Source organism: Hydrogenophaga pseudoflava (assembly GCF_004353865.1).
In the GTDB taxonomy this organism is placed as follows: Bacteria; Pseudomonadota; Gammaproteobacteria; order Burkholderiales; family Burkholderiaceae_C; genus Hydrogenophaga; species Hydrogenophaga pseudoflava.
On record NZ_CP037867.1, the window covers coordinates 3,382,122 to 3,395,892 of the forward strand.

Consider the following 13,771-nt stretch of genomic DNA (forward strand, 5'->3'; position numbering starts at 1 on the left):
CCAACAGCCTTCCAGTGAGGTGTCCATGAACTCCCCTGTCACAAATCGGCTCGCACGCCGCCTGCTCTGGTCGGCCGCCCTCGGGGCGTTGCTGCTGCCCGCCATGCAAGTCTGGGCCCAGCCAGCGAACCGTCCGCTGCTGACCAACCAGTCTGGCGCCAAGCCCAACCTGATGGTGGCGCTGGACAACTCGGGGTCCATGGCGTTCACTTATCACGAAACCTACAACGTTACCGACAGCAACGAGTACCAAAGGAGATATTGCCCATCGCCGTACTCCAGAAGCTCGTCCACGGACGCAACCACCTTCGCAAACGGCGTGGGCCAGGAAGCGAACACGACCAACGGTCCCCCAGCCGTCTATACCTGCTACCAGCGGGTTAGGGTTTCCGGCAATTGGGTCACCCAGGCCCGCACTAATGTGTCCTTGGCGTACACGCCAGACCAGAACATCCTGAACTGGTCCGCCCAGCGTTCGGCCGAGGTGAACCCGATTTATTACAACCCGCGCGTCAGGTACCTCCCACGGGTCGATGGCAGCGGCGCGATCGTGAACCCACGCGACCCGCTGCTTCCAGCAACGGTTCCGGCCTCGGAGAGAGGGTTGACCTACAACGTGGTCTGGGTATCGAACCAGAACTCCGCGGACTTCCGGTACACCGTCTATCAGCGAAGCGTTGCTCCAAGCGACTTCCGCATCTATCACTCGATGTATGCGGACAACGCCGCATCGCCTCCAGCGGGCAGCGCCGCCACACGGAATTCCCAAGGGCATGTCAACACGCTTGCTCCCACCGGGTTCACCTCTCGCTACAACCTCCAGTACACACTGAAGATTCCCCAGCACATCGCCTATACCACGGCACCGACCGCAGGCCCTGCAACCACTTTCAGCTACGCCTACTGCAGCAACGTGGTCACCAATGCGCTGGGACAGGAAACAGGGTGCGCAGCCCGCACAAGGGTCGATGTGAGGCTCGGCGACACCGCCACCTACACCATCCCGACCCCCAACAACCGCACAGACTGCACAGCCAATGTCTGCAACAACGCCCAGGAGGTCGCCAACATCCTGAACTGGTACCGCTGGTACAGCACGCGGCAACTGGCCACCAGCACGGCCATCGGCCTTGCACTTGCGGACACCGATGCCACCGGCGCACTCAATATCCCCTCCAAGTTCGACAATGAGCTGCGGATCGGGTACCTGCCCATCAACCAGCGGTATGACGGTCCGCTGACGCTGCCGCCCGGTGCCGGCGCTCCTGCGACGCTGTCGCGAGGGGTACGAATGCTCAACCGAGGCTCGACCGCCAACAACGAGCTCTTCAACTGGCTCAACACCATGGTGTCTCAAGGAGGGACGCCACTGCACTTCGCCGTCGAACGGGCCGCCAGTTACTACAGCATGCAGGCTGGTGTGACGGAAAATCCGTGGCGCACCGACCCAACCGACTCGAGCACTCCCGAAATGAGCTGCCGCCGGTCCTTTAACCTGCTGTTTTCCGACGGTGGCTGGACGTCTGGTGCTCCCTGGGGTCCCACTGTCCCTGGTCTTGACTACGACAACATCAACGGCCCGACGTTCTCCCGGACCCGCGCCGATGGCACTACGGAGTCGTTCAGCTACTCCCCAACCGGAATCAACACCCCGGCTGGCCGCGCGAGGTACGTCCCCTTTCCTAGCACGGGCACGGGCAGCCTGGCAGACCTGACGGCCCGCTACTACTGGCACACCGACATGCACCCCGGGCTGGACGACAACATCCAGAACGGCAACGGTCAGCCAACGTTCTGGCAGAACATGACCACCTACACGGTGGGTTACCTCATCGAACCGTCTGCTGGAGAGGCGCCCCCTGCGCCGGCCCCCCTGCCTCCTGGTCTCTCGTTCCGCCAGATCAATGAGTACATCACCCAGTACAAGCTGAATGGCCTTGGTGGCACCACCTTGCCACCGGCCTTTCCTACTGGAAATCTCTTGACCAGCGGCGCACAGACCCGGGTGGACGACTTCATCCACGCCGGCTATACCGGGGGCGCTCGTTCGTTCAGCGCCAAGACGGCCGACGACGTGAAGTCCATCTTCAACACCGTCCTGGCCGAGATCCTCGGTGCGTCCGGGAGAGATGCTGGTGTATCCGTCAACACTGGCGGGGGCGACAACAGCACTCTGGCCGGGCGCCTCAAGTACACGGTGTCCTACCGAACCATGTACAACACCGGAGACATCCTGGCGCGGCAACTCGCGGCCGATGGCAGCGAAACGGGCGTCACCGTGTGGTCGGCCAACCAGTTGATGCCGAGCCATTCAGCCCGCCGCGTCTTCACCATGCACAGCCTGAATCAGCCCGTCGATTTCATTGGTTCGTTCAGTGGACTGCAAAGCGACATTCAGAGTGCACTGGCCACCGGGCCCGACGCAGGACGTATTCGCAGCGATGCCAGCTTCATCAACTACCTGCGAGGCGACAACACGGCACTGGACAGCTATGGGATGCTCTTCAGGCAGCGCGAGTCAAAAATCGCAGCCATGGTCAACCCGCCTGCGGTGTTCATGGGTGGAGGACGTGACTATGCATACGACCAGGACGGCAGCGGCGGCGTGGATGGACGCGGAAGCTATGTGGACTACACCAACCGCAAGCGCGGCTACCCCGCATCTCTGTTCGTGGCCACCAACGCGGGGACGATGCACGCCTTTTCCGCAGAGGCGGGCACCGAACTGGCAGCGGTCATGCCGCGCCGCAGCCTCCGGCGCATGCTCAACTTCGCAGACGAGCCGTACACCTTCGAGTACGTGCTCGATGGTCCGATCACCGAGAACGACATCTTTGATCGCCGCAAAGCCAACGCAGAAGGACTCACAGCAGCCAACGAGTGGCGCGCATGGCGCCATCTGGCGGTCGGTACTGGTGGTCGAGGTGAAAGACTGGTTTACGGAGTCAACTCCCCTATCAAGCCTGGCATAACGCCCAACCGCATTCCTGATCGGCAGGATTTCCTGTGGGAGACAGGACCCGACGTGATCGACAACGCCGACGGTAGCGACGTGACCACGGGCTACATGTCCAACTCGGCCCGCAGCGGTCAGACCGAGGACCTTTCAGATGCGACCAACGCCCGGCGTGGTCGCTGGATCGTGGCGATCAACAACGGCCATTACAACGGGGAGCCCAACGGTGAAAAGAACGGACTGGTGGTTCTCGACGCCGTGACCGGCGAAGTCATCCGGACCATTCCGCTGCCCGACGCGTACCCGGCCGGAGATGGCCTCAGTGGCGTCACCCTGTTGCGCAGCTACGGCACCAACACACGGGTGGTTGCCGCCTACGCTGGCGACGCCATGGGCCAACTGTGGAAATTCAATCTGTCCGGAGATCCGTCCACCTGGCATGTTGAACACAATCGTCCCCTGTTCACAGTGCCGGGCAACCGCCCCATCTACGGGCATCCTGCCTGGCAAGCACATGAGGCCGGCGGCTTCATTGTGGTGTTTGGCACAGGCATCCTGCTGGACGAAGACCATCTGGAAGACCTGGGCGAGCAAACGATCTACGGCATTTGGGACCGGCAAAACCTTGATGGAACCATGCTCAACAATGAGACCTTCACACCGGTTGATCAGTCGCAACTGGAGGAGCGAACAGTCGTCCAAGCATCTGAAGCGTCTCGAAATGGCTTCTTCTACTACGCCATTACCGGCGACACCATCGATTGGGAAAACCAACGCGGCTGGTTCATGCGCATGAACAACGTTCATCAGCGGGACAACGCATTGCGGGCAGGCGAGCGTTCCATCGCCGATGTGCAGAACTTCGGTCGCAGCGTGATCATCACGTCCACCGTGCTGCGCCCCCCTCCAGAGGGCGAAATGTGCACCGCGGCTTCTCTGCCCGGCAACTACGTGTACATCGTGAATGCTCAAAGCGCATCTCCAGAGCTGAGCCGTTCGTTCGACGTCGACGGCGACGGGCGCCTGGATGCCTGGGACTCGAACAGCGACAGCAGAGTCGATGCCGGATACGCCGTGGCCTTCGCCCCGCTGGGAGGATTCACGCGCGGCATCTCCGTAAGCCGCTTCCGCTCGCGTCCAGACGGCACCGCCCTGCCCGACGACCCTCAGACCGACACCGGTGACCCCAGTGACCCACAAGTGGCCGAGAGCATTACAGACCGCATGGAAAAGGCTGCCGACGAAGCGGCTGGTGAGTCGTCGATGAGCGATGCGGGGAGAGCGCCGAAGTGCCGGACCATGCGAGGCATCATTCTTGGCACGGAAGAAACACCACTGGGCGCAGGCGTCTACTGTCCGACCACCGGCTGGAGTCGCACCCAGTTTCAGCTGAGCGCCCCACCGAGCAACTGAGACCAGACCAATGAACAGAACCCGAACGTTCGCTGCCCACCGCCAGACTCATGGCGGCTTCACTCTGATCGAGGTGATGATCGTCGTTGCCATCATCGGCATCCTGGCCGCGATCGCCTATCCCTCGTATCAGGAGCAAGTGGCCAAGTCACGCCGGGCCGACGCCCAGCGGGCGCTGATGGAAGCCGAGCAGTACATGCGACGGTTCTACAGTGCACAGGACACGTTTGAGGGTGCCTCCTTGCCGGCAGGGCTGGTCACCTCGCCGCGCGCTGGATCGGGTCCGGCCGCATACAACATCCAGTTGATTGAAGACGACGATGAGGTGGACACCACCACAGCCGCATCGGCGTCGTCCTTCACCCTGCGCGCCGAGCGCACAGGCAGCATGGCAAACGACCGCTGCGGCGACCTCACCATTACCAATACCGGTGTCAAGACCTTGAGCAACAACGCATCTGGCACCACCGTCGCTGAATGCTTCAAGGCATCCTGATCGCATGCCGACGGATGTAGGTCCGCTGTCCGGCGCCCTCCAAAGGGCTCGGCAGTCCTTGACACTGTCCAACCCCAACCCCCGCGTCGGCTGCGTGCTCCTCGCACCCGATGGGCGGAAAATTGGTCAAGGCCACACCCAACAAGCTGGAGGGCCGCACGCTGAGGTGATGGCGCTGCGAGATGCTGCGCAGCGCGGCGAATCTACCCGGGGCGCGGCGGCATATGTCACCCTGGAGCCCTGCTCCCACCATGGCCGTACCCCTCCTTGCTGCGACGCGCTGATCGAAGCCGGCGTGGCCAAGGTGGTCGTCGCAACGGGCGATCCGAACCCGAAAGTGGCCGGGCGAGGCCTGGACCGACTTCGTGCTGCGGGCATCCAGGTCGAACTCGTTCCTTCGGAAAGCGAGGCAGCCCTCGCCTCCCGCGACCTGAACATCGGCTTCTTCAGCCGCATGATCCGTGGCACCCCCTGGGTTCGCATGAAAGCGGCGATGTCACTGGACGGGGTCACCGCCCTGGGCAATGGCGTCAGCCAGTGGATCACCGGGGAGGCTGCCCGCGCGGACGGCCACGCCTGGCGTGCGCGGGCCTGCGCGGTGCTGACGGGCATCGGCACCGTGCTGGAGGACGACCCCATGCTGGACGTGCGGCAGGTGCCCACGCCCCGGCAACCCCATCTGGTGGTTGTCGACAGCAAGCTCGAAACCCCGCCCACCGCCCGCCTGTTCCAGGCTCCGGCGCAGGGGCTGGCGCGCCGCATCTTCATCTACTGCGCCGCATCCGATACCAGCCGCCAGACGGCGCTGGAGCAGCTGGGTGCCACCGTGATCCCCCTGCCCGGCCCGGGCGGCAAGGTCGATCTGGCCGCCATGCTGCGCGACCTGGCTACCCGGGAGGTGAACGAGCTGCACCTGGAAGCCGGCCACAAGCTCAACGGCTCCTTCATCCGCGAAGGCCTGGTCGACGAGTTCCTGCTGTATGTGGCCCCCCAGATGCTGGGTGTCGGCGGGGCGGCGTTGGCCAGCTGGGGGCCCTTGCAGTCGCTGGACCAGCGCCTGCCCCTGCGGTTCGCCTCGGTGGAACCGGTGGGCGAAGACCTGCGCATCCTCGCGCGGGTGCAGGGTCGGGACCGTTTCCTGCACGCCTGAGACCAGCAAATCGCCGGCCTTTTGACGCCACGCGCGGCGCCGGGCCAAACCCTGCGAAAATACGCAGATGTTTACCGGCATCATCACCGGTGTGGGCCGCATCGCCGACCTTCACCCCCTGGGCAGCTCTTTGGACCACGGCAGGCGCCTGACGATCGAGGCGCCACCGGGCTACCTCGACGACGTCGCCCTGGGCGACAGCATCGCCCACAACGGCGCCTGCATGACCGTCACGACCCTCGACGCCGCCGCCTCCCGCTTCACCATCGACGTTTCGGCCGAATCCCTCTCCAAGACCACCGGGCTGGCCGAAGCCGGTCACCGGGTCAATCTCGAAAAGGCTTTGCGGGCGAACGACCGGCTGGGCGGCCACATCGTGTCGGGCCACGTCGATGGCGTCGGGCAGGTCACCCATTTCGAGCGCGTGGGCGAGAGCTGGGAGCTGCGCGTGCTCGCGCCGCCGGCCCTGGCCAAATACCTCGCCTACAAAGGCTCGATCACGATCAATGGCGTGAGCCTGACCGTGAACCGCATCGAAGACCGCCCGGATGGCTGCGAGTTCAGCATCAACCTGATTCCGCACACCGTCCAGAACACCACCCTGGGCGACTTGCGCGCTGGCAGCGCAGTGAACCTGGAAATCGACACCGTGGCACGTTATGTCGAGCGCATGCTCGGCGCAGCGCCCTCCCAGAACTGACCCCCACCCAAGAAAGACCCCCATGTTTGGCGCAGACAAAGGCAGCACCAGCCTGCTAGACGGCAAGAAGCTCTCCATCGGCATCGTCCAGGCCCGCTTCAACGAAGGCATCACCAACGCGCTGTTCGAGGCGTGTCACGCCGAGCTGCTCGCGCTGGGCGTGCAGGAAAAGCACATCACCCGCGTGACGGTGCCAGGCGCCCTGGAGGTGCCCATCGCCCTGCAGGCCATGGCCGAGCAGGACGAGTACGACGCACTGATCGCGCTGGGCTGCATCATCCGCGGCGAGACCTACCACTTCGAACTGGTGGCCAACGAATCGGGCGCCGGCGTCAGCCGGGTGTCGCTGGACACCCACACCCCGATCGCCAACGCCATCCTCACCACCGAGAACCTGGAACAGGCCGTGGCCCGCCAGACCGAAAAGGGCCGCGACGCGGCGCGCGTGGCGGTCGAAATGGCCCATGTGCTGGAGCAGATCGGTTGAACTCCATGAACGACCAGAGCCCCATCAAACCGCGCAAGGCGGCCGACAAGTCGGCGCGCACCCGGGCGCGGGAGTTCGCGCTGCAGGCGCTGTACCAGCACCTGGTGGGCCGCAACACGGCCAGCGACATCGACACCTTCACGCGCGACCTCTCCGGCTTCCACAAGGCCGACAGCGCCCACTATGACGCGCTGCTGCACGGCTGCGTGGAGCAGGCCGATTCGCTGGATGCGCTCATCACGCCGCTGCTGGACCGGCCGATGGCCGAGATCTCGCCGATCGAACACGGCGTGCTGTGGATCGGCGCGTACGAGCTTCAGCACTGCCTGGACGTGCCGCTGCGCGTCGTGATCAACGAGTGCGTCGAGCTGGCCAAGTCCTTCGGCGGCACCGATGGCCACAAGTACGTCAACGGGGTGCTGCACCAGCTCGGCGCCCGGCTGCGCCCACACGAAGCGGCAGCGGCATCGGCTGGCGCGCGCAAGTCGTCCAAGGCGGAATGACGTTGCGCCCGGACCCTTTGCGCCTGTCCCGCCGCGCCCGGCGCGTCGAACCTTTCTATGTGATGGAGCTGGCCAAGGCCGCGGCCGACATGGCGCGGCTGGCCCGCCCGGGTGACCGGCCGATGATCTACCTGAACATCGGCGAGCCGGACTTCACCGCGCCCGCACCGGTGCAGGCGGCGGCCGAACGCGCGATCCGCGATGGCCGCAGCCAGTACACGCCGGCCACCGGCCTGCCCGCTCTGCGCGAGGCCATCAGCGGCTGGTACGCCAGCCGTTTTGGTCTGGACATCGACCCGGCCCGCATCGTCGTCACCGCCGGGGCCTCGGCAGCACTGCAGCTGGCCTGCCTGGCGCTGATCGAGGCCGGTGACGAGGTGCTGATGCCCGACCCGTGCTATCCCTGCAACCGCCAGTTCGTACAGGCGGCCGAGGGCACGCCCGTGCTGATTCCGTCCGGCCCCGAAGACCGCTTCCAGCTCAGCGCCGACCATGTGGCCTCGGCTTGGGGTGAGGCCACGCGCGGCGTGCTGCTGGCCTCGCCGTCCAACCCCACCGGCACCTCGATCGCCCGCGCCGAACTGGAGCGCATCGCCCGCTTCGTGCGGGAAAAAGGCGGGGTCACCCTGGTCGACGAGATCTACCTGGGCCTGTCCTACGACGACGCCTACGGCCACAGCGCGCTGGGACTGCCCGACGGTCTGGGCGACGAGGTGATCAGCGTCAACAGCTTCTCCAAGTACTTCAACATGACCGGCTGGCGCCTGGGCTGGCTGGTGCTGCCGCCCGCGCTGGTGCCGGCGGTGGAGCGGCTGGCCCAGAACCTCTTCATCTGCGCCAGCACGGTCGCCCAGCATGCGGCGCTGGCCTGCTTCGAACCCGAGAGCCTGGCCGAGTACGAACGCCGTCGCGCCGAGTTCAAGGCGCGGCGCGACTTCTTCATCCCCGCGCTCGACCGCCTGGGCCTGCCGGTCCCGGTGATGCCCGACGGCGCGTTCTACGCCTGGGCCGATGTCTCCACGCTGTGCGACCGCTGGGGCCTGAAGGCACCGGACGGACGGCCTGAGGAAGGTGGCAGCTGGGCGCTGGCCTTCGAGCTGATGCGCCGCTGCCAGCTGGCCACCACACCCGGGCGCGATTTCGGTCTGGCCGACCCCGGCCGCTACCTGCGCTTCTCCACCGCCAATGCCCTGCCCCAGTTGCAGGAAGCGGTGCACCGGCTGGAGGCCGCGCTGTGAGCCCTGTGGACACGACCTTCAGATGGCCGGTGCGCATCTACTGGGAGGACACCGATGCCGGCGGCATCGTGTTCTACGCCAACTACCTCAAGTTCTTCGAGCGCGCGCGCACCGAGTGGCTGCGCCACCTGGGGGTGGAGCAGCAGAAACTGCGCGAGCAGGTGGGCGGCATGTTTGTGGTGACGGGCACGCAGCTGCGCTACCACCGCCCGGCTCGGCTCGACGATTTGCTCACTGTTACCGCCCGCGTGACGGAACCGGGCCGGGCCTCGCTCACAATCGAGCAGACCGCCTCGCTGCAGCCCGCCGACGGCTCGGCACCGATCCTGCTTTGCGAAGGCAGCATCCGCATCGGCTGGGTCGATGCGGTGCAGCTTCGACCCCAGCGCATCCCGACAGCCGTGCTGCAGGCACTCGCCCCCGGGAACCAATGACCCTCTGACCCGACTCCAAGTCCTCCATCGACATGTCCCAAGATCTTTCCATCGTCCAGTTGATGCTCAACGCGAGCTGGGTCGTGCAGGCCGTGGTGGTGCTGCTGGTCCTCGTGTCCGTGATCAGCTGGGCGGCCATCTTCCGCAAGGTGTTCACCCTCAAGCGCGTCAACCGCCACAACGAGGACTTCGAGAAAGAGTTCTGGTCGGGCACCAACCTGAACGACCTCTACTCGGCCGCGGCCCAGAGCGCGCGCCACGGCGGGCCGATGGAGCGCATCTTCGCCAGCGGCATGCGCGAGTACCATAAGCTGCGCGAGCGCCGCATCACCGACGCGGGCGCCCTGCTCGACGGTGCGCGCCGTGCCATGCGGGCGAGCTTCCAGCGCGAAATCGACGTGCTGGAAACCAACCTTTCCTTTCTGGGTACGGTCGGCTCGGTGGCCCCGTATGTGGGCCTGTTCGGCACAGTCTGGGGCATCATGCACGCCTTCACCGGCCTGGCCGCGCTGGCCCAGGTGACGCTGGCCACGGTGGCGCCCGGCATCGCCGAGGCCCTGGTGGCGACCGCCATTGGCCTGTTCGCCGCGATTCCGGCGGTGGTGGCCTACAACCGCTTTGCGACCGACATCGACCGCGTCGCCAACCGCATGGAGACCTTCATGGAAGAGTTCTCCAACATCCTGCACCGCAACCTGGGCCAGCAGCCCAGCCAGGCCACGCCGTCGGGACACTGAACATGGCCGCTGTCTCATCGCGGGGTCGCACCCGCCGCACCAAGAACGAGATCAACATGGTCCCGTTCATCGACGTGATGCTGGTGCTGCTGATCATCTTCATGGTGACCGCACCCCTCATCTCTCCCAGCCAGATCAGCCTGCCCAGCGTGGGCCAGGCCGATGCGCAGCCCAAGAGCTTCGTTCAGGTCGTGATCAGCAAGGACGAAACCATCCAGGTGCGCCTGGGCTCGGCGAGCAAGGGCGGCCAGGGCGTCAAGCTGCCGCAGCTGGCCGGCGAGGTCCGCAAGCTGCAGGGCACCGCAGCCGAAGCGGGCACCCCGGCCGACGCCGTGCCGGTGGTCATCAGCGCCGACAAGGACATCAAGTACGACACCGTGGTGAAGACCATGGACACGCTCAAGCGCGCGGGCGTCGACCGCGTGGGCCTGGCGGTCCAGGCCAGCCGCTGAACGCCCGGACATGCAGATCATCACCGACGCCATCGACTTCAAGCCGCCGCGCTCCGGCCGCTGGGGAACGCCGCTGGCGCTGGCCCTGGGCGCGCACGTGCTGCTGATGGCGGCCCTGACCTGGGGAGTGCACTGGAAACAGGACGAACCGCCAGTGGCGTTCGAAGCCGAGATCTGGTCGGCCCTGCCGCGCGAGGCCGCGCCCCGTGCGGTGGAGCCCCCGCCGCCTCCACCCGAACCCGAACCCGAGCCCCGGCCGGAGCCCAAACCCGAACCGAAGCCGGAACCCAAGCCCGAGCCACCACCGCCCCAGCCGGCGGTGAAGCAGCCGGACATTGCGACCGAAAAGGCCAAGCAGAAGAAGCTGCAAGATGAGAAGAAGCGTGCGCTTGAAGAAGCCGCGAAGAAAAAAAAGGCGGCTGAGGACAAAGCAGAGCGCGATAAAGAACTAGCTGCGAAGAAGGCCGAGGAACAAAAGAATAAAGAGCTTGCAAAGAAAGAACAGGACCGGAAAGCTGCCGAAGCGCGCCAGCGTGAGGAGGCGAATCAAAAAGCGCTTCGTGATGAGCAAATGCGCCGGATCATGGGTCAGGCCGGTGCCAGCGGCGGCCCCGAGGCCCGTGGCTCTGCTCAGCAGTCCAGCGGGCCGTCCTCGGGTTATGGTGCCCGCGTGCGGGCCAAGGTCAGTCCCAACATCCGCTACACGGAGGATTTCCCGCGCTCGCTGCGCACGGAGATCGAGGTGCGCGCGCTGTCGGACGGCACCATCACCTCGCGGCGCGTGGTCGACAGCAGCGGCAACCCAGCCTGGGACGAGGCCGCCCTGAAGGCCATCGACCGGACCGGTTCTCTGCCACGCGATGTCGATGGCCGGGTTCCCTCGCCCATCATCATCGTGGTCCGCCCGACAGACTGACCCGCGTTCATGGCGGGGTCGCCGAGGCCTCTTCCGGCAACGACAGCCCCTGCAGCACCCGGTCCAGCTCGGTGGGGTCCACCGGTTTGTGCATCACGGCGGCGAACAGGGTCTTGAGCAGGCCCGCCTCGACCTCGTCGACGTGACCACTCATCAGCACCACCGGCGGCGGTGTGCGGGTGGCCTTGATCCGCTGCGCCAGCCCCACCCCGTCCAGGCGGGGCATCGACTGGTCGGTCAGGACCACGTCGAAGTGCTTGCCCGTCTGCGAGAGCTGGCTCCAGGCCTCTTCGCCGTCGCGTGAGCGCGTGACGTGCCAGCCCTTGCGCTCCAGCAGCGCGGCCCAGGCGTGGCGCACCGACTGGTCGTCGTCTACAAACAGCAGCTGCCGACCCTTGCCCGGCCCGCCCGGGGTGGTGACGGAGGCCACCGCCTCGTCGCGCCGGCTGGCGGGCAGGCACAGCACAAAGCACGCACCGTCCGGGCTGTTGACCAGGCCCAGGGACCCGTGGTGGCGCGCCATGATGCCTTGCGCCACCGAGAGGCCCAGTCCGGTGCCCCTGCCCTTGGCCTTGGTGGTGAAGAAGGGGTCGAACACCCGGTCCACGTGCTCGGGCGGTATGCCCGGCCCATGGTCGCGCACCCGCAGCACCAGATAGCGCCCGTCGGGGAGACCGGTGGCACCGGCGGGCAGTTCGTGGCCACGCCCGGGTGGAAACTCCACCGAACCCAGCGTGAGATCGATGCGTCCCTGCCCTTTCATGGCATCGGCCGCGTTGATCAGCAGGTTCACCAGCACCTGCTGCAGTTGGGTGGGGTCGGCGTCGACCTCGTCGTCGTCCACCTCGTAGTGCACCACCAGTTCGCAGTCGCGGGTCAGACCGGCGGAGACCATGACCTTCGTCTCCTCGATCAGCGCCGCCCAGTGCAGCCGCCGCAGCCGGGGCGCGGACTGCCGGCCGAAGGCCAGCAGCTGGCGCATCAACCCATCGGCGTATCGCGTCGACTTGAGCGCCTGCTGAAGAGCTTCGTGGCTCGGGTGCGCGCTGTCCAGGTCTTCGCTGGCCAGGCGGATCCAGCCCGTGATGGCCGCCAGCGAGTTGTTGAAATCGTGTGCGATGCCGCCGGTCAGCCGACCCAGCGCCTCGGTCTTCTGCGACTGCATGAGCTGCACCTGCAAGGCCTCCTGCTGCACATGCGCCTCGCGCTGCGCCTGGGCATCGGAGCGGACGCGGCCCAGCAGGGCATTCACGCCCTCGGCCAGCTGGGTGAGTTCGTCGTCACCGCCCACCTGGACCTCGTGGCCCGCGGTGGGCCCGTCCACCGTGATGCGGTTCACATCGTGGTGCAGCTTCTGCAGGCGGCGCAGCACCAGACGATCCAGCAGCAGCACCAGCACCACACTGGCGAGCAAACCGGCCAGCGCCGACAGCCCCATGCCCTTCCAGGTCAGCACCCGGCCCTGCTCCTCAAGGGAACGGTCCAGCGTGAGCACCAGTTCCGCGACCGGCCGGCCCTGGTGGTCCTTGAGCACCGCGTGCAGGTCGGCGTGCCGGTTGTCGACCGGCTCGAGGTGCAGGTCCTGTCCGCGATGGTCGGGCGCGTCGAACGACAGGGTCGCCGGCGTCATCAACACCTCGGAAAAACGCGCCAGCTCGGCCTGGTCGAAACGACGCACCATGACGATGGCCCCGACCGCGGGTTCCCCGCGGACGCCGGGCTTTTGCACCGAGGCCGCGGCCACCAGGTCCAGCTGGCCATCGGCGACGCGCAGGGTCTGGAGCGAGTGCAGAGGGTCGGGGGACGCCAGCACCTCCCGGGCCAGGGGCCTGATCGACTCGATCCGCACATCGGGCACCACCACCTTGCGGCCCTGCTCGTCCACGGTGACGCTGGAGACCAGCCGGCCCTTTGCGTCGAACACCGCCACTTCGGAGATGCGCAGATACCCCAGGTTGCCCACGTCGAAGTTGTCGTCCATGAACTCGGGTTTGCGCCCCTGCAGGAAGTCGACCGCGTCCACCCACTGCGCGTAGTCGCGCGCGGTGGCGCTGAGGGCCTGCACCTGCTGGTCGAGCACCCGCCGTGCCCGCTCTCCTTCGCGCTGGGCACGCTCGGCTTCGAGCTGGGCGAACGATTCGCCAACAATGTATCGGGCGCCCAGCATGGCCGAGCCGGCGGCGAGCCCGACGATGGCAAAGACCAGCGCCCAGGCCTTGTATTGCAGTTTCATGGTTGTCGAAGTCATCGACCCGACCCGCGCCGACTTGAACGACGAGACCCGCCTCA

The 13,771-nt window shown here is 66.1% G+C and carries 12 protein-coding genes; 11 read left to right on the forward strand and 1 reads right to left on the reverse strand.

Going from position 1 to position 13,771, the window contains the following annotated elements:
* The first annotated feature begins 25 nt into the window (after nt 1–25).
* From HPF_RS16225 to tolA, 11 genes are all read left to right on the forward strand, one after another.
* Complete coding sequence (locus HPF_RS16225) at nt 26–4,369, forward strand: pilus assembly protein (RefSeq protein WP_165961727.1); 4,344 nt, start codon at nt 26–28, stop codon at nt 4,367–4,369.
* A gap of 10 nt (nt 4,370–4,379) precedes the next feature.
* Nucleotides 4,380–4,865: a type IV pilin protein gene (locus HPF_RS16230; protein ID WP_133157197.1), complete on the forward strand. Its 486-nt coding sequence runs from the start codon at nt 4,380–4,382 to the stop codon at nt 4,863–4,865.
* Between the two features lie 4 nt (nt 4,866–4,869).
* Nucleotides 4,870–6,015 carry a bifunctional diaminohydroxyphosphoribosylaminopyrimidine deaminase/5-amino-6-(5-phosphoribosylamino)uracil reductase RibD gene (gene ribD / locus HPF_RS16235; RefSeq protein ID WP_133157198.1) on the forward strand — a complete coding sequence of 382 codons (1,146 nt, stop codon included), beginning with the start codon at nt 4,870–4,872 and terminating at the stop codon, nt 6,013–6,015.
* 67 nt (nt 6,016–6,082) lie between these two features.
* Complete coding sequence (locus tag HPF_RS16240; RefSeq protein WP_066158405.1) at nt 6,083–6,715, forward strand: riboflavin synthase; 633 nt, start codon at nt 6,083–6,085, stop codon at nt 6,713–6,715.
* A gap of 22 nt (nt 6,716–6,737) precedes the next feature.
* Nucleotides 6,738–7,202: a 6,7-dimethyl-8-ribityllumazine synthase gene (gene ribH, locus HPF_RS16245; RefSeq protein ID WP_079367212.1), complete on the forward strand. Its 465-nt coding sequence runs from the start codon at nt 6,738–6,740 to the stop codon at nt 7,200–7,202.
* Nucleotides 7,203–7,207: 5 nt separating this feature from the next.
* Complete coding sequence (nusB, locus tag HPF_RS16250; RefSeq protein WP_133157199.1) at nt 7,208–7,705, forward strand: transcription antitermination factor NusB; 498 nt, start codon at nt 7,208–7,210, stop codon at nt 7,703–7,705.
* A gap of 17 nt (nt 7,706–7,722) precedes the next feature.
* Nucleotides 7,723–8,943 carry a pyridoxal phosphate-dependent aminotransferase gene (locus tag HPF_RS16255; RefSeq protein WP_133158140.1) on the forward strand — a complete coding sequence of 407 codons (1,221 nt, stop codon included), beginning with the start codon at nt 7,723–7,725 and terminating at the stop codon, nt 8,941–8,943.
* Complete coding sequence (gene ybgC / locus HPF_RS16260) at nt 8,940–9,377, forward strand: tol-pal system-associated acyl-CoA thioesterase (RefSeq protein WP_243721601.1); 438 nt, start codon at nt 8,940–8,942, stop codon at nt 9,375–9,377. The genes HPF_RS16255 and ybgC overlap by 4 nt, the downstream gene beginning before the upstream one ends.
* A 32-nt stretch (nt 9,378–9,409) precedes the next feature.
* The gene (gene tolQ, locus HPF_RS16265) at nt 9,410–10,114 is read left to right on the forward strand and encodes a protein TolQ (RefSeq protein ID WP_079367210.1); all 705 of its coding nucleotides are present in this window, start codon (nt 9,410–9,412) and stop codon (nt 10,112–10,114) included.
* A 2-nt stretch (nt 10,115–10,116) separates the two neighbouring features.
* Nucleotides 10,117–10,566 (forward strand): biopolymer transporter ExbD, encoded by a 450-nt coding sequence (locus HPF_RS16270; protein WP_133157200.1) that lies wholly within the window; start codon nt 10,117–10,119, stop codon nt 10,564–10,566.
* A 10-nt stretch (nt 10,567–10,576) separates the two neighbouring features.
* On the forward strand, nt 10,577–11,482 hold the full coding sequence (gene tolA, locus HPF_RS16275; RefSeq protein ID WP_133157201.1) for a cell envelope integrity protein TolA: 906 nt from the start codon (nt 10,577–10,579) through the stop codon (nt 11,480–11,482).
* A 7-nt stretch (nt 11,483–11,489) separates the two neighbouring features.
* Here tolA and HPF_RS16280 read toward each other — a convergent pair whose 3' ends face one another.
* The gene (locus tag HPF_RS16280; protein ID WP_165961728.1) at nt 11,490–13,715 is read right to left on the reverse strand and encodes an ATP-binding protein; all 2,226 of its coding nucleotides are present in this window, start codon (nt 13,713–13,715) and stop codon (nt 11,490–11,492) included.
* Nucleotides 13,716–13,771 lie beyond the last annotated feature (56 nt).